Here is a 20,969-nt window from a genome sequence, read left to right on the forward strand (position 1 = left end):
GCTCGCGACGAGCTCAGGGCCGCACGTCTCCCGGGTCGCGGCGCCGAGGTCCAAGCCCGTCGGCGATACCGGCCCTCGTCTCGCTACTCTCTCCGAGCCTCGACCCGCCTGCTGACAGCCACTGAACGCCGGTCCGCGCGTCGGCATCCTCTTCCGATCCCGGCAGCTCCCCTCTGCGCCATGAGCGCGTCGGGCAGGGCCCGGGGTCCGGGGCCGGGAGGCCCCGGTCGGGGTGCGGGGCCGGGAGGCCCCGGTCGGGGGTGCGGGGCGCAAGCCCCGCTCAGAGCGTCCGAGCGGAGCGAGGGCCTTGCTTTTGGGGGTCAGGCTGGGAGTTCGTCCAGGATCGCGGCGATCGCGCGGAAGTGGCCCGAGCGCCAGCCGCTGCCCATGATGCGGCGCGACAGTTGCTGCGTCGCGTCGTCCGGGTCGAAGCCCTCGTGGTCCAGGAACAGCCGGGTGCCCGTGCCCTCGGGCTCCAGGCGCCAGGTGACCGTCCAGTCGGCGTTCCGGCCGCCGCGCCAGCTGATGCGCAGCAGGCGTTCCCGTACGACCTCCAGCACCTCGCAGCGCACGATCCCGTCGAAGCCGACGGCCTCCATGGGCTTGGTCGTGTAGGTGAAGCGGTGTCCCACGACGGGCTTGAAGTCGTTCGGCATGAGCCAGCGGGCCATCAGGCCCGGATCGGTGATCGCCCGCCACACCTTGGCGGGCGGGTGGGCGAGGAACTGGTCCAGGTGGATCGAGCGCAGGTCGTCGTCCACGTCGGTGGCGCCGGGCGGCGGCGTCGGGTCAGACATGGGGTTGCTCACCGTTCCTTCCGTTCAGGCCGTCGGGACCGTGCTCGTCGTCCGGGCCGAGGTCGTCCATCTCGTCCAGCAGCGTGCTGAGGGCGGACAGGCGTTCGCGCCAGAACCGCTCGTACGGCGTCAGCCACTCGCGGATCTCCATGAGCGGGCCCGCCTCCAGCCGGTAGTGCCGCTCGCGTCCCCTGCGGCTCTCGGCCACGAGGCCCGCGTCCTTGAGGACCTTCAGATGCTCCGAGACGCTCGGCCGGCTCATATCGAAGCGCACGGCCAGCCGCCCGGCCGGCTGCGCGCCCTCGTCCAGCAGCAGGCGCAGCAGCCGGCGCCTGGCCGGGCTGGCCAGCGCGGCGAAGACGTGGTCGGCCGTCACGCCGCCACCGCCACGAACCCGTTGCCGTCGGGGTCCTTGAACACGAGCTGCCGCCCCCACGGCTCGTCGGCGGGCCCCTCGCACGGCGCGTCGTGCTCGCGCAGGCGGGCGGCGAGCTCGTCCAGGCCGGGCGAGGCGACCACGAGGCCGCCGACCGGCGCCATGTCCGGGAACCAGGAGGCGAGCAGCAGGGCGGTCTCGGCGCCCTTGGGGGCCACGGTCAGCCAGCGCCCCATGGGGGCCGGGTCGTCGGTGCGGACCTCCATGCGGAGGACGCCGGTGTAGAAGGCGAGCGCGCGCTCCTGGTCGGCCACGGGCACGGTCACGGTGAGGATCGAGGAGATGTCCATGCCGGACACTATATGTAGGATTTTTCCTACGCATCAAGCCCGGGCCGGACATCCGGGAGATCCCCGATGGGCCGCCGGCGGCCCGGCCCGTACACTTGGGGCATGCTGATCGACGACTACGTGGCCGATCTGAGCAGGGCGCTGGCCGGGCCGGCCGGGCCCAAGCGCGATCTGGTCGTCGAGGCACGCGACAGCCTGGCCGACGCCGCCGACGCCCTGGAGGCGGAGGGGTTCGACCGCGCCGAGGCCGAGCGGCTGGCCGTGGCGGAGTTCGGCGAGGTGACGGAGATCGCCCCGGGCTTCCAGGACGAGCTGACCGCGGCGGCGGGCCGGCGGCTGGCGGCGCTGCTGTTCCTCAGCCTGCCGGTCAGCGTGCTCGTCTGGTCGGCGATCTGGCGGCTCTACCCCAGCTCCGGCACGCCCTGGGAGGACCGTCCGGCCTGGTACGGAGCGGTCTCGCACGCGCTCGACTACGTGCAGGCCGGGGCGGGCGTGTACGGCGGGATCGCGCTGCTGGCGCTCGGTCGCGGCGCCCGCTGGATCCGCCGGCCCCGGGCGGTCACGCGTTCGCTCGGGATGACCGTCATGATCGCGCTGCCGGTGTGCGGGCTGCTGAGCTCGGCGCTGACTCTGACCTCGGGGCTGCCGCGCGAGTTCGACCGGATGCTGCCGGTCGCGCTGGCCGAGCTGGTGACGTCGGCCTTCTGGGGACTGCTGCTGTACGGCGCCGTCCGCTGCCTGCGCCTGACCCGTACCGGCAGACCGTCCCTTACGGTCTGAACCGGCCCGAACCGGCCCAAACCAGCGCGTGAGGCGTCGTCAGGGGGCTTCCGGGCCCGGGCTCAGGACGCTGCCGATGGCGCTGGTGAACTCGCGCCAGGCCGACCGCTCGCCTTCCAGCTGCTTGCGCCCGGAGTCGGTGAGCCGGTAGGTGCGGCGTTTGCGCCCGCCCACCGTGGCCCACTCGCTGGACAGGTGGCCGACCCGCTCCAGCCTGCGCAGCGCCGGGTACACGGTGCCCGTCGGCACGGACAGCGCACCCCCGCTCCGCTCCTGCAGCGCCTCGATGATGGCGTAACCGTGCAGCGGCCCGGCCTCGACCACGGACAGCAGCAGAGCGTCCATGTGGCCGCGGAGCGCGTCGGGGTTCATGCCCTCGATCCTAGGCAACCGTGCGTCATGTAGACAGTCTACATGTAGGCTCTCTATATGTAGGTGGTCTAGATAAGGGAGTTGACGCGCATGGACGCGCTGGACCTGGCGCGAACGCAGTTCGCGGTGACGGGAAGCCTGCACTTCCTGTTCGTCCTGCTCACCCTGGGGTTGGCGCCGCTGGTGGCGATCATGCACACCCGCTGGACGCGGTCCGGCGCGCCCGAGCACGAGCGGGCGGTCAGGTTCTGGGGGCAGGTCTACGTCACCAACTACGCGGTGGGCATCGTCACCGGCCTGGTGATGGAGTTCCAGTTCGGGCTGTCGTGGAGCGGGCTGTCCCGCTACGCCGGAGACGTCTTCGGCGCCCCCCTGGCCATGGAGACGCTGGTCGCCTTCTTCCTGGAGTCCACGTTCCTCGGCCTGTGGATCTTCGGGTGGGGCCGGCTGCCGAAGTGGCTCCACCTGGCCTGCATCTGGGCCGTGACCCTCACCGCGTACGCCAGCGCCTGGTTCATCATGGCCGCCAACTCCTTCCTGCAGAACCCCGCCGGCGCCGTCGAGCGCGGCGGCCGCATGGAGCTGGTCGACGCGGCGGCCCTGTTCACGAACAAGACCCTCGTGTTCTCCTTCCCGCACGTGATCAGCGCGGGCCTGTTCACGGCCGGCATGATGCTGGTCGGCGCGAGCGCCTACCGGCTGCGCCGCGGCGGCGAGGACGCCGCGTTCTTCACCCGCTCGATGCGCACGGGCATCGTGACGGCCGCCCTCGGCATCACACTGACCGTCGGCTTCGGCTACGCCCAGTTCGGCGGCATCCAGGAGGGCAAGTTCAAGGGCGACACCGCCGCCACGCCGCTCGCCCTGATGATGGACGTCGGCAACCTGATGTTCTTCCTCGCGGTGTTCCTCATGCTGCCGCTGGTCCGTTTCCTGCCGCGCTGGCGGTGGACGCACCGGCTGCTGATGATCCTCACGCCCGTCCCGTTCGTCCTGGCCGTCTGCGGCTGGCTGGCCAGGGAGCTGGGACGCCAGCCCTGGATGGTCTGGAAGAAGCTGACCGTCGCCGACGCCATGTCCCCCGGCCTCACCCCGGGCATGATCACCGTCTCGCTGGTCGGCTTCACCGCCGTGCTCGGGCTGCTCGCCCTCACCGACTACGCGCTGATCGCCCGGCTGATCCGCCGGGGCCCGCGCGACCTCGACCTGGGCGCCGCCGCCGAAGAGCGGCCCGCCCCCGCGCTGAGCCTCTAGGAGCCCTCCCCCATGGAACTCATCTGGTACGCCGTCTTCACGCTGCTCCTGTCCGGCTACTTCGCGCTGGAGGGCTTCGACCTCGGCGTGGGGCTGCTCATGCCGGTGATCGGCCGGACCCAGGAGACCCGCGACCGCATGGTCGCCGCCATGGCGCCCTTCGTGCTGGCCAACGAGGTGTGGCTGGTCGCCGTCGCCGGCGCGCTCTTCGGCGTCTACCCGCACCTGGAGGGCGAGGCGCTGTTCGGGCTCTACCCGCTGGTGGTGGCCATGCTGCTGGCGTGGGTCGTCCGTGACGCCGGGCTGTGGTTCCGGCGCCGGATCGACGGGCCCGGCTGGCGGCGGTTCTGGGACGTGACGATCACGGCCGGGTCGCTGGGGCTGTCGTTCGGCTGGGGCGTCGCGCTGTACGCCGCCGCGACCGGCTTCGGCTCCTCGCTGCTGCACCCGCTGGGGCTGCTCCTGGGCGTGGTGGTCACGCTGCTGTTCGCCTGGCACGGCTGGACGTTCCTCGGCTGGCGCGCGCCCGAGACCGCCGGCATCACCCGCACCGGGCGGGCCCTGGCCCTGTCGGGGCTGGCCGCGGCCCTGCCCGCGCTGGCGGTCCTCGGGGGCGCCCTGCCGTACCTGCTGGACCACAGCGCCCCGGCCTCCACGCTGGGTGTGATGGGTGTCATGGCGTTGCCGTTCGCGCCCGTCATGGTGCTCGCGCAAGTATGGGTGTGGCGGTTCTTCCGACCCGGGAGGAGCGCCGTCCGGACCCCCTCGTTCTTCTGAAGTTCTTCTGAGGACACGTGCATCGAGATCTCCTCCGGCTCATGCGGGCCGAGCGGTCGGTACGCCGCCACCTGGCCGTCACCCTCGCGGCCGCGGTCGTCGCCGGCCTGCTCGTGCTGGCGCAGGCCGAGCTGCTGGCCGGCGTGCTGTCGGGCAGGTTCGCCGCGACGGCGCTGGCCGGCCTGGTCGCCGTCGTGGCGCTGCGCGGCCTGCTGGCCTGGACGCAGGGCGCCTTCGCCGGGCGCACCGCCACCGGCGTGAAGTCCGCCCTGCGCCGGCGGCTGCTGGAACGGCTCCAGGAGCTCGGCCCGGCCCGGCTCAGCGGCCACCGCTCGGGCGAGCTCGTGACGCTCGCCGGCCGCGGCCTCGACCGGCTCGACGCCTACCTGACCGGCTACCTGCCCGCGGTGGCCGTCGCCGGGGTGGTGCCGGTGGCGGTGCTGGTCCGGCTGTTCGCCGCCGACCTGGCCAGCGCGGTGATCGTCCTGGTCACGCTGCCGCTGATCCCGGTCTTCGGCGCGCTGGTGGGCATGACCACCAAGGCGGTCACCGAGCGGCAGTTCCACGCGCTGTCCCGGCTCGGCGGGCACTTCCTCGACGTGGTGCGCGGCCTGCCGACGCTGCGCGCGTTCGGCCGCGCCCGCTACCAGGCGACGGTCATCCGGCAGGTCGCCGACGCCCACCGCGCGGCCACCATGCGGACGCTGCGGGTGGCGTTCCTGTCGTCGCTGGTGCTGGAGCTGTGCGCGTCGCTGTCGCTGGCGCTGGTGGCGGTGCCGATCGGGCTGCGGCTGCTGGGCGGCACGCTGGACCTGACGACGGCGCTGCTGGTGCTGCTGCTGGCGCCGGAGGCGTACCTGCCGCTGCGGGCGATGGGCACGCGCTTCCACGCCTCGATGGAGGGGGTCGCGGCGGCCGACGCCGCCTTCGCCGTCCTGGACCGGGCGGCCGGCCCGGAGCCCGCCGCCCCGAAGCCCGCCACGACCCCGGCCACGGTGAGCGGGGCGCCGCGGATCGAGCTGGAGAACGTCACCGTGCGCTACCCCGGCCGGGACGACACGGCCCTGTCCGGCGTGTCCCTGACCATCGAGCCGGGCGAGCGGGTGGCGCTCGTCGGCGAGAGCGGCGGCGGCAAGAGCACGCTGCTCCACCTGCTCCTGCGCTTCGTCGAGCCGTCCGAGGGCCGCGTCCTCGTGGACGGCGCCGACCTGCGCGACCTCGACCCGCGCGCGTGGCGCGACCGGCTGGCGTTCGTGCCGCAGCGGCCCCACCTGTTCGCGACGTCCGTGGCCGGCAACATCCGGCTGGGCGCCCCTGAGGCCACCCTCGACGACGTACGCCGGGCCGCGACGGCGGCCCGCGCCGACGAGTTCGTGGAACGGCTCCCCGGCGGCTACGACACCCCGGTGGGCGAGCGCGGCGCCAACCTGTCGGCCGGCCAGCGGCAGCGGATCGCGCTGGCGCGGGCCTTCTGCCGCCCGCACGCCCCGGTGCTGCTGCTGGACGAGCCGACCGCCCGGCTCGACGGGCGCAGCGAGGCCGCGGTGGTGGCCGCGACGGCCGAGCTGAGCGAGGGGCGCACGGCCGTCGTCGTCGCGCACCGGCCCGCGATGATCGAGCTGGCCGACCGGGTCGTCCGGCTCCACGAGGGCCGGGTGATCTCCGACACCACCGCCCGCCGCGGGGCCCCCTCACCCCTGGACGCCGCCTCCACGGCCGCTCCCTCCACCGGCGCCGCCTCCACGGACGCCCCCTCCTCACGTGTCCAGTCGCCGGACGGGCCGCCTCCGGAGCCGGAGCCGGAACGGGCGCGGCGAGAGGGCCTGACCGGGGACGACGGACGCCCCCAGGCCGGCCCCGAAGGCGAGCAGGCCGTGCGGGCCGGTGGCCAGGACCTCGGAGGTGACCGGTGAACCGGCGGATGGGACTCCGGCTGACCTGGGCCGTCCTGGCCGGGGCGGGCGCCGACCTGGCCGGGCTGGGCCTGATCGCCGCCGCCGCCTGGCTGATCACGCGGGCCGCCGAGCAGCCGCCGCTGGCCGCGCTGAGCGTGGCGATCGTGGCCACGCGGGCGTTCGCCACCGGCAAGGGCGTGCTGCGCTACGCCGAGCGCCTCACCGGCCACGACGTGGCCCTGCGCGCCCAGGCGGCCACCCGTGAGGAGCTGTACGAGGCGCTGATCCCGCCGCGCCCGCCCCGGCACGGCGGCGCCGACCTGCTGAGCCGCATGGTGGACGACACCGAGGCGGTCCAGGACCTGCTCGTGCGCGCCCTGCTCCCGGCCGCCGCCGCGGCGCTGACCGGGCTGGCCGCGGTCGTCGTCGGGCTGTTCGTGCTGCCCGTGACGGCGCTGGTGCTGGTCGCCGGGCTGGCCGTGGCCGGCGTGCTGCTGCCCGCCCTCACCGCCGCCGCGGCGCGCCGCTGGTCGGCGCGGATCGCCCCGGCGCGGGCCGCGCTGGCGGGCTCGGTGGCGGACCTGGTGCACGGCTCGGCCGACCTGGCCGCGTACGGGGCGGAGGACAGGGCGCTGACGGCGGCGCTGGCCGCGGACGACGACCTGGCCGCGCTCGAACGGCGCCAGGCCCGCGTCCAGGCCGTCGCCCTGGCCGTCGGCACTCTCGTGCAGGGCCTGACCGTGGCGGCGATCGTGCTGCTCGCCCAGGGCGCGGGCGCGGGTCCGGTGGCCACGGCCGTGCTGGCGCTGACGGCGCTGGTGTCGTTCGAGCCGGTGCTGCCGCTCGCGGCGGCGGGCGAGCGCATGGCGGGCATCACGGCCGCGCTGCGGCGCCTCAAGGAGGTCCGCACAGCCCCGGCCGCGGTCGCCGAGCCGCGCGACCCCGCGCCTGTGCCCGCCCCGCCGTACACGGTGGAGGTCGAGGACCTGGTCGTGCGGCACGCGGAGGCCGCCCGGCCCGCGCTCGACGGCGTGTCGCTGACCCTGACGCCGGGCCGGCGGGTCGCGCTCGTCGGCCCCAGCGGCGCCGGCAAGAGCAGCCTGCTGTCGGCGCTGATGCGGCTGGTGGAGCCGGAGGCCGGCCGGGTGCTGGTCAACGGCGCCGACATCCGCGCCCTGGCGTCCGACGACGTGCGGACCCTCATGACGGGCCTGACCCAGGACCCGTACGTCTTCCAGACCACCCTGCGCGACAACCTGCGCCTGGCCGGCCCCGAGGCGGGCGAGGAGGAGCTGTCCCGGGCCGTGCGCGAGGCGCGGCTGGAGCAGTGGGTCGAGCGGACCGGCTGGGACGCCCAGCTCGGCGAGGACGGCCGGACCGTGTCCGGCGGGCAGCTCCAGCGGCTGGCCCTGGCGCGGGCCCTGCTGTACGACCCGCCGGTGCTGCTGCTGGACGAGCCCGCCGAGGCGCTGGACGAGGAGACGGCCGACCGGCTCATGGCCGACCTGCTCGACGCGACGCGGGGCCGTACCACGCTGCTCGTCACCCACCGGCTGCGCGGCCTGGAGGGCGTGGACGAGATCGTCGTGCTGGAGGAGGGCCGGGTGATCCAGCGCGGCACCCACGCCGAACTGGTCGCCGGGCCGGGCTACTACCGTGACCTGTGGGAGTCCGAGGTGCTCACCCGCTCCCGCTGACCGACGGAACACCGACGAGAACCAGGATCCCCGCATGACCCTCCGCTGCGCCGTGCTGGACGACTACCAGGGCGTCGCCCTGACCCTCGCCGACTGGAGTCCCCTCGCCGGGAAGGTCGAGGTACGCGCGCTGCGCGAACACCTCGCGGACCGCGACGAGCTCGTCGCCGCCCTCGCCGACTGCGAGATCGTCGTGGCGATGCGGGAGCGCACGCCGTTCGACGCGGACCTGTTGCGCCGCCTGCCCCGGCTGCGGCTGCTGGTGACCACGGGCATGCGCAACGCCTCGATCGACCTCGCCGCGGCGGCCGCGGCCGGGGTGACGGTCTGCGGCACGACCAGCAGCTCCACCCCGCCCGTCGAGCTGACCTGGGCGCTGATCCTGGGCCTGGCCCGGCGGGTGCCGGCCGAGAACCGGGCTATGCGCGAGGGCGGCCCGTGGCAGTCCAGCGTCGGTCAGGACCTCCACGGCCGCACCCTCGGCCTGATCGGCCTCGGCAAGATCGGCGGCAAGGTCGCCCGCGTCGCCGCCGCGTTCGGCATGGACGTCCTCGCGTGGAGCCCGAACCTCACCCCCGAGCGGGCGGCCGAGGCCGGGGCCGAGGCGGCCGCCGGCAAGGAGGATCTGCTGCGCCGCAGCGACGTCGTCTCGCTCCACCTCGTCCTGTCCGAGCGCACCCGCGGCCTGCTGGGCGAGGCCGAGCTGCGCGCCATGCGGCCGCACGCCCACCTCGTCAACACCTCCCGCGCCGGCCTCGTCGACCAGGCGGCGCTGGTGCGCGCGCTGCGCGAGGGGTGGATCGCGGGAGCCGGCCTCGACGTCTTCGAGACCGAGCCGCTCCCCGCGGACGACCCCCTGCGCACCCTGCCCAACGTGCTGGCCACGCCCCATCTCGGCTACGTCACCGAGGGGAACTACCGCACCTACTACACGGAGGCGGTGGAGGACATCTCCGCCTTCCTGTCCGGCGCTCCCCTGAGGCGGCTGCCGGCCGGCTGACCTTCCCACTCCGCGAAGGGGGTTGAGTTGGCGCCGCCATCTGGTTTACAGTTCAAACCAGTTTGGTGGTGAGAGAGGTTGAGATGACAGACGACCCAGAGGCTCCGCCCACACCCGAGGAGACCCTGCGGCTCATCGAGCAACAGCAGGCGGCCACCGTCCGGCGGCTCAAGGGCGAGCCGCTGCTGCTCTACCTCCCCTGGGGCGTCGCCTGGCTGATCGGCTTCGGCGCGGTCTTCCTGCACTTCGGGCTGGACGGCCGGGGTCTGGCCCCGATCTCGCAGATGCAGGCGGTCGGCGTGCTCCAGGGCGCGCAGGTCCTGGCGGGCGCCTTCGCCGGGTTCGGCATCGCGCGGCGGAGCCGGCAGGTGCGCGGCGACGCCTCCGCGCGCGGCGCCATGACCGGCTACAGCTGGGCGGCCGGGATGGCCCTCATGATCGTCCTGTGCGTCCGGCTCTCCGTCGTCCTGCCGGAGGAGGAGGTGCAGATCCTCTGGACGGGCGCGTCGCTGCTCGTCGTCGGCCTGATGTACATGATGTCGGCGGCGGCCTGGCTGGAATGGCCGATGTTCTTCCTCGGCGCCTGGACCATCGCCGTCGACGCCACCGGCGTCATGCTCGGCGCGGGCTGGCAGGCCCTGCTCGTCGCGGTCCTCGTCGGCGGGGGGTTCATCGCGGCGAGCCTGTGGCTCAGGCGGCGCCCATGACCGCCGGCGCCACCCCGCCGCCCGAGCTCGACCCCGTCATCCACGCCCAGGCCCGGCTGCGCGTGGTGGCGGCGCTCAACACCCTCGGCGACCGCGACGAGATGGCGTTCCCGGCGCTGAAGGACCTGCTCGGCATGACCGCGGGCAACCTGTCCGTCCACCTCACCAAGCTGGAGGACGCCGGGTACGTCCGGATCACCAAGACCCACAAGGGCCGCACCCCCGTCACCTACGTCGGGCTCACCAAGCGCGGGCGGCTGGCCTTCGACGAGTACACCAGGGCCATCCGCGCCCTCCTCGACCATGCTGGAGGATCGTCATGACCGTCCTCGCCCGCGCGGCGCAGGTGTCCCGCAGGTACGGCGACGTGCTCGCGCTCGACCGGGTGTCGCTCGACATCCGGGCCGGCGAGCTGGTCGGCCTGCTCGGCCCCAACGGGGCCGGCAAGTCCACGCTCATCAACCTGTTCGTCGGCCTGCGCCGGCCGACGTCCGGCACGGTGGAGCTGCTCGGCGGCTCCCCCCAGGACCCCCTGGTACGGCAGGGCATCGGCGTCACCCCGCAGGAGACGGGCCTGCCCGAGGCGCTGCGGGTCGGCGAGATCGTCGACTTCGTCTCGGCCCACTACCCGCGCCGGGCGGACAAGGGCGAGCTGCTCGCACGGTTCGGCCTCCAGGACCTGGCCAGGCGGCAGATCGGCGGCCTGTCGGGCGGCCAGCGGCGGCGGCTGGCCGTGGCGCTGGCCTTCGCCGGCGAGCCCCGCATGGTCTTCCTCGACGAGCCGACCACCGGCCTGGACGTGGAGGCCCGGCGCGCGTTATGGGACGGCGTCAGGAGCTTCCACGAGCAGGGCGGCACGATCCTGCTGACCAGCCACTACCTGGAGGAGATCGAGGCGCTGGCGCGGCGCGTCATCGTCGTCGGCCACGGACGGGTGCTGGCCGACGACACCGTGACCGCCATCCGCGACGTGGTCGGCACGCGGCGCGTCTCGCTGACCGCCGCCGAACTGCCCGAGCTGCCCGGCGTCCTCAGCAGCGAGCGCGAGGACGGCCGCATCCACCTCCTCACCGCCGACCCCGACCGGCTGGTGGTGGAGCTGGTGCGCAGCGGCACGCCGTTCTCGGGGCTGGAGATCCGGCCCACCACGCTGGAGGAGGCGTTCCTCGCCATCACCTCGAAGGAGACCGCCGATGTCTAGCCTCGTCCTCGCCCACACCCGCTACCAGCTCCTGGAGCAGATCCGGGTGCCGCTCGGGCTGGTGGCCAGCGCGTTCTTCCCCGCGGCGTCGATGCTGGCGTTCGTCGTGCCGTTCGCGGGCGACGACCCGGCCGGCGCGACCCGGGCGACCGGGTCGATGATGCTGATCGGCGCGATGTCGGCGGCGCTGATGGGCCTGAGCATCTCGGTCGCGCAGGACCGCGAGCAGCCGTGGAACCCCTACCTGCGCACGCTGCCCGCCGGTCCGTTCCCCCGCTTCGCCGGGCGCATCCTCACCACCATGGCGGTCATGCTCGTGGCGGCGGTGCCGGTGCTGGTCATCGCGGCGCTGCTGACGAAGGCGAGCGTCACGGCGCCGAGGCTGGCGCTCGGGATGGCGGCGCTGCTCGCGGGGTCGCTGCCGTTCATGCTGATCGGGCTGTTCCTGGGGTTCCTGCTGCCGTCGAAGGCGGCCATCGGCGTGTCGCAGGTGGTGTTCTTCCCGATCGCGATCGTGGGCGGGCTGTTCATGCCGCCGCAGGTCATGCCGGAGTTCCTGCAGGCGCTGTCCCCGTACGCGCCGAGCCGCGGCGCGGCGGAGCTGGTGTGGAGCGCGGCCACCGGCGCGACCCCGGGGACGACCGGGATCGTCATGCTGGTGGTGTGGACGGTCGCGGCGGCGCTGGCCGCCGCCTGGGCCTACCGGCGCGACGAGGGCCGCCGGTTCTCCTGACGGCCCTCGCGCCGGAAACCTGAACGGGGGTGTGCCGCCGAGTCCGCAGCGATCTCGACGGCACACCCGTCCGTGAGGGGGTCCTGTTATTTCTTCTCTTCGAGAGTGACGGTGACGTTACTCGTCTTCCCGTCCCTCATATATGTGATCTGAACCTGTTGGCCCACTTTGAAACCTCTGACCTGCCCAACTACCGTATCTCCGCCGTCAACCGGCTTGCCGGCGATCTTCGTGATGAGGTCGCCCTCCTGGAGCCCCGCCTTGGCGGCCGGGCTTCCCTGGATCACCTGGCGCACCAGGGCGCCGGAGACGTCGCCGGTGGCGTCGGTGACGCTGACGCCGAGATAGGCGTGGCTGACCTTGCCGCCCTTGATGAGCTGGTCGGCCACCTGCTTGGCGGTGTTGATGGGGATGGCGAAGCCCACCCCGATGTTGCCGCTGCTGCCGCCGTTGGTGGCGATGGCGCTGTTGATGCCCACGACCTGGCCCGCCGCGTCGACGAGCGCGCCGCCGGAGTTGCCGGGGTTGATCGCCGCGTCGGTCTGGATGGCACCGCCGATCGTGGTCACCTCGGACGGCTGGCCGCCCGGCTGCTGGCCCCAGCCCGGCGGGACCTGCTGCTGCTGCTCGCCGCCGACGGTGAGCGTGCGGTCGAGGGCGCTGACGATGCCGGCCGTGACCGATCCCTGCAGCCCGAGCGGGCTGCCGATGGCCAGGACGGGCGCGCCGACCCTGAGCTGGTCGCTGTCGCCGAGCTGGGCCGGGGTCAGCCCCGACACGCCGTCGGCCTTGATGACCGCGAGGTCGGTGGCCGGGTCGGTGCCGACGACCGACGCCTTGGCGCTCTTGCCGTCGCTGAACTTCACCGACATCTGGCCGCCCTGCCCGGCCCCCACGACCACGTGGTTGTTGGTGAGGATGAGGCCGTCGGCGGTCAGCACCACACCCGACCCCTCACCGGTGCTGCCCTCGATCATGACGACGGACGGCTGCAGCTTCGCGGCGACGTCCGAGACGGTCAGGGTGCTGGCCGCCTGCTTGAACGAGGCGGGCGCCGGGGCCGCCGCGGCGATCGTGTCCGGCTGCATCGCGGTGGCGACGGCGGCCCCCGCCGCACCGCCGCCGATGGCCATGGCGGCCAGGGCGAGCCCGGCGATGGCCTTCTGACGGGTGGACAGGCCCGGCTTGACGGCGGACGCGGGCGGCGGAGGCGGAGGGACGGGCTGCCCCATGACCATGGTCTCTCGACGGGGGAACCCCCCGGCGGAGGGCGGCGTGTCACCGAACTGGCTCCAGCCGCCGTTTCCCTGCTCGCGAGGCTCGTTCGCGTTCATTGTCATCTCCTCAAGTCCCGATGACTCAAGAGTGCCAAGTCGCGCGTAAGTGCAGCTTAAGACCGTGATCGGAGGTTTCTGAGACGTCTGACACGGGCCTTATCACCGCTGGTGGGGGCTCGGTCACGCAAGTGAGGAGCCGCGAAAAAATCTTCCCTCACTTTGCCGTCGTGGCGCCGGACGGCCAGTACTGGTCCCTGAGCAGCCGCTTGTAGAGCTTGCCGGTGGCGTGGCGCGGCAGCTCCGCGCGGAAGTCGACCGAGCGCGGGCACTTGTAGGAGGCCAGCCGCGAGCGGCAGTACGCGATCAGCTCCGCCTCCAGCTCCGGCCCCGCCCGCTCCATGGACGCCGGCTGCACCACGGCCTTGACCTGCTCGCCCATCTCCTCGTCCGGCACGCCGAAGACCGCGACGTCGGCGACCTCGGGGTGGACGGACAGGACGTTCTCCGCCTCCTGCGGGTAGATGTTCACCCCGCCGGAGATGATCATGTAGGAGAGCCGGTCGGTGAGGTGGAGGAAGCCGTCGGCGTCGAGGTGGCCGATGTCGCCGAGCGTGGTCCAGCCGCGCCCCTGGGGGTCCTGGACGGAGCGGGTCTTGCCGGGGTCGCCGTGGTACTCGAAGCGGACGCCGCTCTCGAAGTAGATCACGCCCGTCTCCCCCGGCGGCAGCTCCCGGCCCTGCTCGTCGCAGACGTGGACCGGGCCGAGCAGGGAGCGGCCGACCGTGCCCGGGTGCGCCAGCCAGTCCTGGGGCGAGGCGTACAGGAAGCCGTTGCCCTCGGTGCCCGCGTAGTACTCGTGGATGATCGGGCCCCACCACTCCATCATCTGCTGCTTGACCGGCACCGGGCACGGCGCGGCGGCGTGGATGGCGCAGGTGAGGGACGACAGGTCGTACGCCGCGCGGGTCTGCTCCGGCAGCTTGAGCAGCCGGCTGAACATGGCGGGCACGAGCTGCGTGTGGGTGACCGCGTGCTTCTCGACCAGCCGCAGGTACTCCTCGGGGTCGAAGCGCTCCATCACCACGACCGTCGCGCCGAGCCGCTGGAAGGTCATGCAGTAGCGCAGCGGGGCGGCGTGGTAGAGCGGCGCGGGCGACAGGTAGACGCTGTCGGCGGACGGCGCGAACAGGCCGGCCACGAGCTTGTAGAGCATGGTCGGCTCGGTGAGCGGGGCCCGCGGCAGGGGCGGTTTGACGCCCTTGGGGCGGCCGGTGGTGCCGGAGGAGTAGAGCATGTCGGCGCCCTGGCGCTCGTCGGGGATCGGCGTGACCGGCAGGCCGGCGACCGCCCGTTCGTACGACTCGAACCCCTCCGCCGTGCCGTCCAGCATGAGCCGGCGCTGGACGCGCGGCGTCGCGCCGGTGATCGACGTGGCGACCTCGGCGAGGTCCGCGCCGGCGATGAAGACCCGGGCGCCGCAGTTGTCCACGATGTAGGCCAGCTCGTCGGCGAGCAGCCGGGAGCTGATGGCCGTGTAGTACAGGCCGGAGCGGTGGGCGGCCCAGGCGATGGCCAGGAAGAGGGGATGGTTGCCGAGCATGAAGGCGACGTGGTCGCCCGGCCGCAGCCCGGCGGCGCGGAAGAGGTGGGCCAGCCGGTTGGACTCCTCGTCCAGCCGCCGATAGGTGACGATCTCCCCGGAGCCCGCCATCACCACAGCGGGTTTGTCCGGGTGCGTTGCCGCGATCACTCCCGGGTACATGAACCGAACACTATTCGGTCACCGGCCGCCGCGCCAGCACCCGTGATCACGGCTCCGGACGTGACGGAGCCGCGGCCCCGCACGAGGCCGCGGCTCCGTCAGGCGCGCCGGGCGGTCACTGCGCGGGGATGACCGAGCCCTGGTACTTCTGCTTGATGAACTCCTTGACCTTCGGGTCCTGCAGGAGCTTGCCGAGGGTGACGATCGCGGCGTCCTTCTCGTGCCCGGCCTGCACGACCAGGCCGTTGACGTACGGGTTGCCCTCGCTCTTCTCCAGCGCGAGCGCCTGGGAGGCGGGCTTGAGCCCGGCCTCGATGGCGTAGTTGCCGTTGATGACCGCGGCGTCCACGTCGTCGAGCGAGCGCGGGAGCTGCGCGGCCTCCAGCGGCTTGAACGCCAGGTTCTTCGGGTTGCCCGTCACGTCGCGCTCGGTCGCGGTGGTGCCGGCGCCCTGCTTGAGCGTGATGACGCCGTTGTCGGCGAGCAGCTTCAGCGCGCGGCCGAGGTTGGTGGCGTCGTTCGGCACGGCGACGCTCGCGCCGGAGGGCAGCGCCTGCAGGCTCGTGACCTTCTTCGAGTACAGGCCCAGCGGCTCCAGGTGGACGGGGGTGACGAAGCTCAGCTTCGTGCCCTTGGAGGCGTTGAAGTCGTCGAGGTACGGCTTGTGCTGGAAGAAGTTGGCGGCCAGCTTGCCCTCACTGAGCTGCACGTTCGGCTGCACGTAGTCGGTGAACTCGACCACTTCCAGCTTCAGCCCGGCGGCGGGCGCCAGGTTGTCCTTGACGTAGTTGAGGATCTCGGCGTGCGGCACCGGGGAGGCACCCACCTTGATCACGGTGTCGGCGGACTCGGCGCCCGCGTTCGTCGTCGCGGTCTGCGACGAGCCGCACGCGGCGAGCAACACCGAAAGGGCAGCGACACCCACAATGTTCCGCAATTTCATGATTTTTCCTTACTTATTCAGGGATGGTGTACGTAAGTCAGCGATGGGACAGGCGGCGGGCCAGGGCGTCGCCCAGGCTCTGCACGACCTGCACGATGACGACGAGCACGACGACCGTGACGATCATGAGCAGGGTCTCGAAGCGCTGGTAGCCGTACCGGACCGCCAGGTCGCCGAGCCCTCCCCCGCCGATCGTCCCGGCCATGGCCGAGTAGCCGATGAGCGCGACGACCGTCACGGTCAGCCCCGCCACCAGGCCGGGGAACGCCTCGGGCAGCAGCACCTTGCGGACGATCGTCGTCCGGCTCGCGCCCATGGCCTGCGCGGCCTGGACCACGTCGGAGCCGACCTCGCGCAGGGCGGTCTCGACGAGCCGGGCGAAGAACGGGACCGCGCCCACGGTGAGCGGCACGACCACGGCCGCGGTGCCGATCGTGGTGCCGACCACGAGCCGGGTGAACGGGATGATCGCGATCATCAGCACGATGAACGGCAGCGACCTGCCGACGTTCACCAGCACGCCGAGCACCGACCGCAGCGCGGGCAGCGGCCGCAGCCCGCCGCGGTCGAAGACCACGAGCGCCACGCCCAGCGGCAGCCCGAACAGCAGCGTGAACAGCGTGGACCAGCCCACCATCTGCGCGGTCTGCCCGGCGGCCTCCCACAGCAGCGGCGTCATCTCGTCCCAGGTCATGGGGTCACCTCCACGAGCAGTCCGCGCTCGCGCAGGAAGGCGAGCGCCGGGGCGGTGTCACCGGTGATCGAGACGCGCAGCCGGCCGACCGAGCCGCCGGCCAGCTCCTCGATCGAGCCGCCCAGGATGCTGATCTCGACGTCGAACTTGCGCACCGCCTCCGACACGACCGGGCGCTGCGGGTCGCCGGTGAAGGTGAGCGTGACCGAGCCGGACGGCGCGGGCTCGGGCAGCGGGAAGATCTCGCGGGTCAGGCGGGAGCCCGGCGTGCGGATGAGGTCGGCGATGGCACCCGACTCCTCGATCCGGCCGCCGGACATGATGGCGACGGAGTCGCAGACGCTCTTGACGACGTTCATCTCGTGCGTGATGAGCAGGATCGTCAGGCCCAGCTCGGCGTTGAGCCGCTTGAGCAGGTCGAGGACCGAGCGGGTGGTCGCCGGGTCGAGCGCCGAGGTGGCCTCGTCCGACAGCAGCACCGACGGGTTGCCGGCCAGCGCGCGGGCGATGCCGACGCGCTGCTTCTGGCCGCCGGAGAGCTGGTGCGGGTGGTCGCCGCCGCGGCCGGACAGCCCGACCAGGTCGAGCAGCTCGGCGACGCGCCGGGCCCGCTCGGCCCGCGGCACGCCCATGACCTCCAGCGGGAACGCCACGTTGCCGGCGACGGTGCGCGAGGACAGCAGCGCGAAGTGCTGGTGGATCATGCCGATGCGCTGGCGCGCCCGGTTCAGCTCGCGGGACGGCAGCGCGGTCAGGTCCTGGCCGGCGACCGTCACCGTGCCCGCGGTCGGCCGTTCGAGCAGGTTGACGCAGCGCAGCAGCGTGCTCTTGCCGGCGCCGCTCTGACCGAGCACACCGTAGATCTCGCCTTCGCGCACCCGCAGGTCGACACCGTCGAGAGCGACGGTGTCACCGTACAGTTTGCGCAGGCCGGACACCTGGATCACGAGAAAACCCCACACTGGCAGCGGCCACGCCGCTGGGAACGGACGAACGTCAGGAGAGAGCGCGGACTCGGGGCGCGGCTCAGCGGGTGCCGGGGTGGAAGGGCAGGTGGCTCAGCCTGCGCAGCACGTAGCTCGGTGCGATCATCGGGGAACCTTCGTGGGAGGGCGGACGGGTCTTCACGCCTGCGGGGCCTTGGCCCGCGGAGGGCGGCTCGGCCGGCGCGTTCGCGCGATCAGCTGCTCGGTCAGCGCATTCGCGCGGTGCGCATTCGCCGGGTGCGCATGCGACAACAGCGCCCGCCGATGGGAGCGCTTCGGTTGCTCGCGTGTACCTCGTCCACGATGAGCGCTAACGCCCCCTTTACTTCCCTATATTCCCGACACTTTTGGTGATCTATATCACGCCGGTCTCGGGGCTCTCCGTCACGCCGGTCGTTCGGCGAGGATCCGCCAGGCGTGCGGGCCGACGACGGCGGGGTCGTGGGCGCCGCGGTCCGGGGCCAGCGGCGTCAGCCGGGAGACGTCGAGCGGGAAGCGGTAGGCCCGGTCGTCGAGGTTGAGCAGGGTGACCAGCGCCTGCCCGCCGGCGCTCGACCTGAGCGCGGCGGCCCGGTTGGTCAGGTGCTCGACGTCCGTGCGGGCCCGCACCAGCCACGGGTGGCGGCGGCGCAGGCCGACCAGGTCCTGGTGCAGGCGGTAGACCGGCAGCCCGTACGGGGCCAGATCGGCGGGCGTGTCCGGGAAGGCGGGGCGGATGGCGTCGTCGCCGCCCTCGCGCTCCTCCTTCAGCCCCTCGAACGCCTGCTCGTCACCGGAGTACAGGCTCGGGACCCCGCCCACCGTGAGCAGGATCGCCAGGGCGTGGCCCAGGTGGCGCCGGTCGTCGAGCCGGGTCGCGAGCCGGGTGACGTCGTGGTTGCCGGCGAAGGTGAGCGGGGTGAACGTGGCGAGCAGGTCGTTGTGCCGGTCGAGGGCCCAGGCCAGCTCGAACAGGTTGCGGTCGTTGAGGGAGCTCCAGATCGCCTTCCACAGTTCGTACTGGGTGACGGAGTCGAGGCCGGACTCCTTGACGTACCCGGCGTAGTCGCCGTGGATGACCTCGCCGGCGAACCACGCGTCGGGGTGCCGCTCGCGGACGCCCGGCAGCACCTCGCGCCAGAACGCCGGGGGCACGGCATAGGCGGCGTCGAGCCGCCAGCCGGCCGCGCCGCGGGCCAGCCAGTGGCCGAGGACGGCGGCGACGTGGTCGCGCACCGCCGGCTGGTCGTGGTCGAGGGCGACCAGGCGCTCGTGGCCCTCGAACGTGTCGTAGCCGTCCGGGCCCTTCCTGAACCAGGACGGGCCGCCGGTGAAGGACCTGCCGACGTGGTTGAAGACGCCGTCGAGCACGATCCGCAGCCCGCGCCCGCGCGCCTCGGCGACCAGGGCGTCGAAGTCGGCGTCGTCGCCCAGGCGCGGATCGACGCGGAAGTGGTCGACGGTGTCGTAGCCGTGGGTCTCGGAGGCGAAGACGGGGCCGAGGAGGAGGCCGGAGCAGCCCAGCTCGACGGCGTAGTCCAGCCACGGCAGCAGCCGCCGCAGCCGGTGCCGCACCGGCTCGCCGGGCGGCGGGGCGACGGCGGGGGCCCCGGTGAAGCCGAGGGGGTAGACCTGCCAGAGGATCGCGTGGTCACTCCACGTCGGCACGGGTGCTCCTCACTGTGTCGGGACGGCTCGCGGCCCGATCCGCGCGGTCGTCTTCCTGGTCGCGCTCGTGGGCCTGCCGCTGGTCCTGCTGGTGCGGTTGCTCTCGGCGGCGTACTGCCCAGGGAAGGTAGCCGAAACCCAGGGCGAGCGCGCACCCGATGGCCGTGTCGGCGATCCGGAGGCCCGCCAGGCCGGCGGGGGCACCCCCGGTGAGCAGCAGGACCAGGGGGGTCATCACGGCGGCGTACAGGGCCGGGTGATGCTCCTTGACCGCCGGGCGCAGCCCGGCCAGCCCGGCCACCACGAGCGTGAACGGCCAGGCGGTCAGCGCCCACAGCGGCAGGGCGGCCGCCGCGAGGGCGCCCGCGGCGGTGCCGGCGGCCCGCTCGACGGCCCGCCGGGCGGCGCCGGTCAGCTGCCGCCGCACCACGATCACCACGGTGACCGAGATCCACGACCCGGTCGGGTGCGGCCAGAGCAGGGCGATCCCCTGGGCCGCGCCGAGACAGGCGGTCAGGCGCACGGCGTAGCGGCGGCTCGTGGCGCTCCACGCTCCCCGCCGGACGCGCCTCACGAACGACGCGCCTCTCCGGCGCGCCGTGTCCCCCGTCGCGTGTGTCAGGGCCCGCTGCGGAGGGTCGTCCGCCCTGCGCGCCAGAGCCAGGGCCAGGGGCAGCGCCAGCAGGACTCCCCACGCCACCCCCGCGGCCACGACGGCGGCGACCGCCGCCGGGTGGCCGTTCCGGGCGGGGCCGGTCGTGATGACCATGAACGTGACGAAGCGGGTGGTGAGCTCCGCCATGGGACGGCTGAGCCCGCCCGCGAGGGCCGACACGGCCGCCATCAGCACGAGCGCGACCGCTCCGCCCCATCCGTGCCCGGTCACGGCGGCGCCCGCGAAACCGGCGGCGGCGACGGCGCCCACGGTGCTCGCTGCTCCCCGCAGGATCGCCCCGGCGGATGCGGTGCCGTCTCCCTGGCTCGCGGCCGAGGGGACGCCGGTGGCGGCCAGTGCTCCGACGGCGGCGAGCGCGCCCAGCGCCGGTCGGCCCGCGGCGACGCCCAGCGCGACCGGCCCGCCCACGCCGAGCGCGGCGACGGCCATCCGCATCCAGATCATACGCAGAGCGTACCAATTATCGGGCGTTCTGCTGCTGCGTTGGCCCAAATTGGTAAGTGATAGCGTAGCGACCATGGAAGAGACCGAGCTGCACGCGACGGCCGCCTCGCTGCGGCGGGCCGCTGTCGGGCTCGCGCGGCGGCTGCGCGACGAACGCACCGCCGAGGCGCCGGGAAGGCTGGCGCTGTCGTTGCTGGGGCACCTGCGCAGGCACGGCGCCATGACGGCGGGCGAGCTGGCGGCGGCCGAGCACCTGCAACCACAGTCGATCACGCGGGCGCTCGCGTCCCTGGAGGAGGGCGGCCTGGTCCGGCGCTCCCGCGACGCCGGCGACCGCAGGCGTCACCTCATCGTCCTGACCGACCCGGGCGCCAGGGCGCTCACCGACCAGGTGAGGGGCGGCGACGCCCGGCTGGCGGAGGCGATGTCCCGGGCGCTCACGCCGGAGGAGTGCCGTGTCCTCGGGGTGGCGGCCGACCTGATCGACCGCCTCCTCACCGACCAGCCGGACGGCCCGCCCCCGCGCCGTACTCAGAAGCCCGAAGGCGCGTGAGCCCGTGACCTTGCGGATCCGCGGGCCCGTGAGCGCAAGGACCCCTGC

The 20,969-nt window shown here is 73.4% G+C and carries 22 protein-coding genes; 11 read left to right on the forward strand and 11 right to left on the reverse strand.

Features of this window, described 5'->3' with window-relative positions; all coding sequences use genetic code 11:
- Window positions 1–320: 320 nt before the first annotated feature.
- From HT134_RS03635 to HT134_RS03645, 3 genes are read right to left on the reverse strand one after another with little or no spacing between them, the layout of a single operon-like run.
- Window positions 321–797 (reverse strand): SRPBCC family protein, encoded by a 477-nt coding sequence (locus tag HT134_RS03635; protein WP_175598794.1) that lies wholly within the window; start codon window positions 795–797, stop codon window positions 321–323.
- Window positions 790–1,173: an ArsR/SmtB family transcription factor gene (locus HT134_RS03640; RefSeq protein ID WP_175598795.1), complete on the reverse strand. Its 384-nt coding sequence runs from the start codon at window positions 1,171–1,173 to the stop codon at window positions 790–792. The genes HT134_RS03635 and HT134_RS03640 overlap by 8 nt, the downstream gene beginning before the upstream one ends.
- Complete coding sequence (locus tag HT134_RS03645) at window positions 1,170–1,523, reverse strand: VOC family protein (protein WP_175598796.1); 354 nt, start codon at window positions 1,521–1,523, stop codon at window positions 1,170–1,172. The genes HT134_RS03640 and HT134_RS03645 overlap by 4 nt, the downstream gene beginning before the upstream one ends.
- A gap of 102 nt (window positions 1,524–1,625) precedes the next feature.
- Between HT134_RS03645 and HT134_RS03650 the strand changes: the two genes are divergently transcribed.
- Window positions 1,626–2,303: a permease prefix domain 1-containing protein gene (locus HT134_RS03650; RefSeq protein WP_175598797.1), complete on the forward strand. Its 678-nt coding sequence runs from the start codon at window positions 1,626–1,628 to the stop codon at window positions 2,301–2,303.
- Window positions 2,304–2,342: 39 nt separating this feature from the next.
- Here the strand turns inward: HT134_RS03650 and HT134_RS03655 are convergent, their stop codons facing one another.
- On the reverse strand, window positions 2,343–2,675 hold the full coding sequence (locus HT134_RS03655) for a helix-turn-helix transcriptional regulator (protein WP_175598798.1): 333 nt from the start codon (window positions 2,673–2,675) through the stop codon (window positions 2,343–2,345).
- 90 nt (window positions 2,676–2,765) lie between these two features.
- Between HT134_RS03655 and HT134_RS03660 the strand changes: the two genes are divergently transcribed.
- The 9 genes from HT134_RS03660 to HT134_RS03700 all read left to right on the forward strand — a co-directional run bounded on the left by HT134_RS03660 (window position 2,766) and on the right by HT134_RS03700 (window position 11,939).
- Entirely contained in the window at window positions 2,766–3,929 is a 1,164-nt protein-coding gene (locus HT134_RS03660) for a cytochrome ubiquinol oxidase subunit I (RefSeq protein ID WP_175598799.1), read from the forward strand.
- 12 nt (window positions 3,930–3,941) lie between these two features.
- Window positions 3,942–4,706, forward strand: a complete 765-nt coding sequence (locus tag HT134_RS03665; protein ID WP_175598800.1) for a cytochrome d ubiquinol oxidase subunit II — start codon at window positions 3,942–3,944, stop codon at window positions 4,704–4,706.
- 17 nt (window positions 4,707–4,723) lie between these two features.
- Window positions 4,724–6,619, forward strand: a complete 1,896-nt coding sequence (gene cydD, locus HT134_RS03670; protein WP_312887946.1) for a thiol reductant ABC exporter subunit CydD — start codon at window positions 4,724–4,726, stop codon at window positions 6,617–6,619.
- Window positions 6,616–8,298, forward strand: a complete 1,683-nt coding sequence (gene cydC, locus HT134_RS03675; RefSeq protein WP_312887947.1) for a thiol reductant ABC exporter subunit CydC — start codon at window positions 6,616–6,618, stop codon at window positions 8,296–8,298. Before cydD ends, cydC begins: the two co-directional genes overlap by 4 nt.
- Window positions 8,299–8,332: 34 nt before the next feature.
- Window positions 8,333–9,298: a D-2-hydroxyacid dehydrogenase family protein gene (locus HT134_RS03680; protein ID WP_175598801.1), complete on the forward strand. Its 966-nt coding sequence runs from the start codon at window positions 8,333–8,335 to the stop codon at window positions 9,296–9,298.
- Between the two features lie 83 nt (window positions 9,299–9,381).
- A complete protein-coding gene (locus HT134_RS03685; protein WP_175598802.1) occupies window positions 9,382–10,005 on the forward strand; it encodes a hypothetical protein in 624 nt (207 codons plus the stop codon).
- Window positions 10,002–10,328, forward strand: coding sequence for a transcriptional regulator (locus tag HT134_RS03690; RefSeq protein ID WP_175598803.1), 327 nt, complete (start codon window positions 10,002–10,004; stop codon window positions 10,326–10,328). The genes HT134_RS03685 and HT134_RS03690 overlap by 4 nt, the downstream gene beginning before the upstream one ends.
- Window positions 10,325–11,206, forward strand: a complete 882-nt coding sequence (locus HT134_RS03695) for an ABC transporter ATP-binding protein (protein ID WP_175598804.1) — start codon at window positions 10,325–10,327, stop codon at window positions 11,204–11,206. Before HT134_RS03690 ends, HT134_RS03695 begins: the two co-directional genes overlap by 4 nt.
- A complete protein-coding gene (locus HT134_RS03700) occupies window positions 11,199–11,939 on the forward strand; it encodes an ABC transporter permease (protein WP_175598805.1) in 741 nt (246 codons plus the stop codon). The genes HT134_RS03695 and HT134_RS03700 overlap by 8 nt, the downstream gene beginning before the upstream one ends.
- Before the next feature lie 86 nt (window positions 11,940–12,025).
- Here the strand turns inward: HT134_RS03700 and HT134_RS03705 are convergent, their stop codons facing one another.
- The 7 genes from HT134_RS03705 to HT134_RS03735 all read right to left on the reverse strand — a co-directional run bounded on the left by HT134_RS03705 (window position 12,026) and on the right by HT134_RS03735 (window position 20,368).
- Window positions 12,026–13,273 carry a S1C family serine protease gene (locus HT134_RS03705; RefSeq protein WP_175598806.1) on the reverse strand — a complete coding sequence of 416 codons (1,248 nt, stop codon included), beginning with the start codon at window positions 13,271–13,273 and terminating at the stop codon, window positions 12,026–12,028.
- A gap of 157 nt (window positions 13,274–13,430) precedes the next feature.
- The gene (locus tag HT134_RS03710) at window positions 13,431–14,978 is read right to left on the reverse strand and encodes an AMP-binding protein (RefSeq protein WP_175598807.1); all 1,548 of its coding nucleotides are present in this window, start codon (window positions 14,976–14,978) and stop codon (window positions 13,431–13,433) included.
- Window positions 14,979–15,093: 115 nt separating this feature from the next.
- Window positions 15,094–15,921, reverse strand: a complete 828-nt coding sequence (locus HT134_RS03715) for a MetQ/NlpA family ABC transporter substrate-binding protein (protein ID WP_175598808.1) — start codon at window positions 15,919–15,921, stop codon at window positions 15,094–15,096.
- A gap of 37 nt (window positions 15,922–15,958) precedes the next feature.
- Window positions 15,959–16,615 carry a methionine ABC transporter permease gene (locus tag HT134_RS03720; protein ID WP_175598809.1) on the reverse strand — a complete coding sequence of 219 codons (657 nt, stop codon included), beginning with the start codon at window positions 16,613–16,615 and terminating at the stop codon, window positions 15,959–15,961.
- Window positions 16,612–17,562, reverse strand: a complete 951-nt coding sequence (locus HT134_RS03725) for a methionine ABC transporter ATP-binding protein (RefSeq protein WP_175598810.1) — start codon at window positions 17,560–17,562, stop codon at window positions 16,612–16,614. Before HT134_RS03725 ends, HT134_RS03720 begins: the two co-directional genes overlap by 4 nt.
- Before the next feature lie 423 nt (window positions 17,563–17,985).
- On the reverse strand, window positions 17,986–19,248 hold the full coding sequence (locus HT134_RS03730; RefSeq protein ID WP_175598811.1) for an alpha-amylase family protein: 1,263 nt from the start codon (window positions 19,246–19,248) through the stop codon (window positions 17,986–17,988).
- Window positions 19,232–20,368, reverse strand: a complete 1,137-nt coding sequence (locus HT134_RS03735; protein ID WP_175598812.1) for an FUSC family protein — start codon at window positions 20,366–20,368, stop codon at window positions 19,232–19,234. The genes HT134_RS03730 and HT134_RS03735 overlap by 17 nt, the downstream gene beginning before the upstream one ends.
- Window positions 20,369–20,441: 73 nt before the next feature.
- Here HT134_RS03735 and HT134_RS03740 point away from each other — a divergent pair, with 73 nt between their 5' ends.
- Window positions 20,442–20,921: a MarR family winged helix-turn-helix transcriptional regulator gene (locus HT134_RS03740; protein WP_175598813.1), complete on the forward strand. Its 480-nt coding sequence runs from the start codon at window positions 20,442–20,444 to the stop codon at window positions 20,919–20,921.
- Window positions 20,922–20,969 lie beyond the last annotated feature (48 nt).

The sequence above is a fragment of the Nonomuraea rhodomycinica genome (assembly GCF_013363995.1).
GTDB lineage: Bacteria > Actinomycetota > Actinomycetes > Streptosporangiales > Streptosporangiaceae > Nonomuraea > Nonomuraea rhodomycinica.

What these genes read in the sequence shown, in the direction of transcription:
- HT134_RS03710 (WP_175598807.1), bottom strand. Translation starts at nt 14,978, where the DNA reads ATGTACCCGGGAGTGATCGCGGCAACGCACCCGGACAAACCCGCTGTG.
- HT134_RS03660 (WP_175598799.1), top strand. Translation starts at nt 2,766, where the DNA reads ATGGACGCGCTGGACCTGGCGCGAACGCAGTTCGCGGTGACGGGAAGC.
- HT134_RS03695 (WP_175598804.1), top strand. Translation starts at nt 10,325, where the DNA reads ATGACCGTCCTCGCCCGCGCGGCGCAGGTGTCCCGCAGGTACGGCGAC.
- HT134_RS03735 (WP_175598812.1), bottom strand. Translation starts at nt 20,368, where the DNA reads ATGATCTGGATGCGGATGGCCGTCGCCGCGCTCGGCGTGGGCGGGCCG.
- HT134_RS03715 (WP_175598808.1), bottom strand. Translation starts at nt 15,921, where the DNA reads ATGAAATTGCGGAACATTGTGGGTGTCGCTGCCCTTTCGGTGTTGCTC.
- HT134_RS03665 (WP_175598800.1), top strand. Translation starts at nt 3,942, where the DNA reads ATGGAACTCATCTGGTACGCCGTCTTCACGCTGCTCCTGTCCGGCTAC.
- HT134_RS03635 (WP_175598794.1), bottom strand. Translation starts at nt 797, where the DNA reads ATGTCTGACCCGACGCCGCCGCCCGGCGCCACCGACGTGGACGACGAC.
- HT134_RS03685 (WP_175598802.1), top strand. Translation starts at nt 9,382, where the DNA reads ATGACAGACGACCCAGAGGCTCCGCCCACACCCGAGGAGACCCTGCGG.
- HT134_RS03680 (WP_175598801.1), top strand. Translation starts at nt 8,333, where the DNA reads ATGACCCTCCGCTGCGCCGTGCTGGACGACTACCAGGGCGTCGCCCTG.
- HT134_RS03705 (WP_175598806.1), bottom strand. Translation starts at nt 13,273, where the DNA reads ATGAACGCGAACGAGCCTCGCGAGCAGGGAAACGGCGGCTGGAGCCAG.
- HT134_RS03740 (WP_175598813.1), top strand. Translation starts at nt 20,442, where the DNA reads ATGGAAGAGACCGAGCTGCACGCGACGGCCGCCTCGCTGCGGCGGGCC.
- HT134_RS03720 (WP_175598809.1), bottom strand. Translation starts at nt 16,615, where the DNA reads ATGACCTGGGACGAGATGACGCCGCTGCTGTGGGAGGCCGCCGGGCAG.
- HT134_RS03650 (WP_175598797.1), top strand. Translation starts at nt 1,626, where the DNA reads ATGCTGATCGACGACTACGTGGCCGATCTGAGCAGGGCGCTGGCCGGG.
- HT134_RS03690 (WP_175598803.1), top strand. Translation starts at nt 10,002, where the DNA reads ATGACCGCCGGCGCCACCCCGCCGCCCGAGCTCGACCCCGTCATCCAC.
- HT134_RS03655 (WP_175598798.1), bottom strand. Translation starts at nt 2,675, where the DNA reads ATGAACCCCGACGCGCTCCGCGGCCACATGGACGCTCTGCTGCTGTCC.
- HT134_RS03645 (WP_175598796.1), bottom strand. Translation starts at nt 1,523, where the DNA reads ATGGACATCTCCTCGATCCTCACCGTGACCGTGCCCGTGGCCGACCAG.
- HT134_RS03700 (WP_175598805.1), top strand. Translation starts at nt 11,199, where the DNA reads ATGTCTAGCCTCGTCCTCGCCCACACCCGCTACCAGCTCCTGGAGCAG.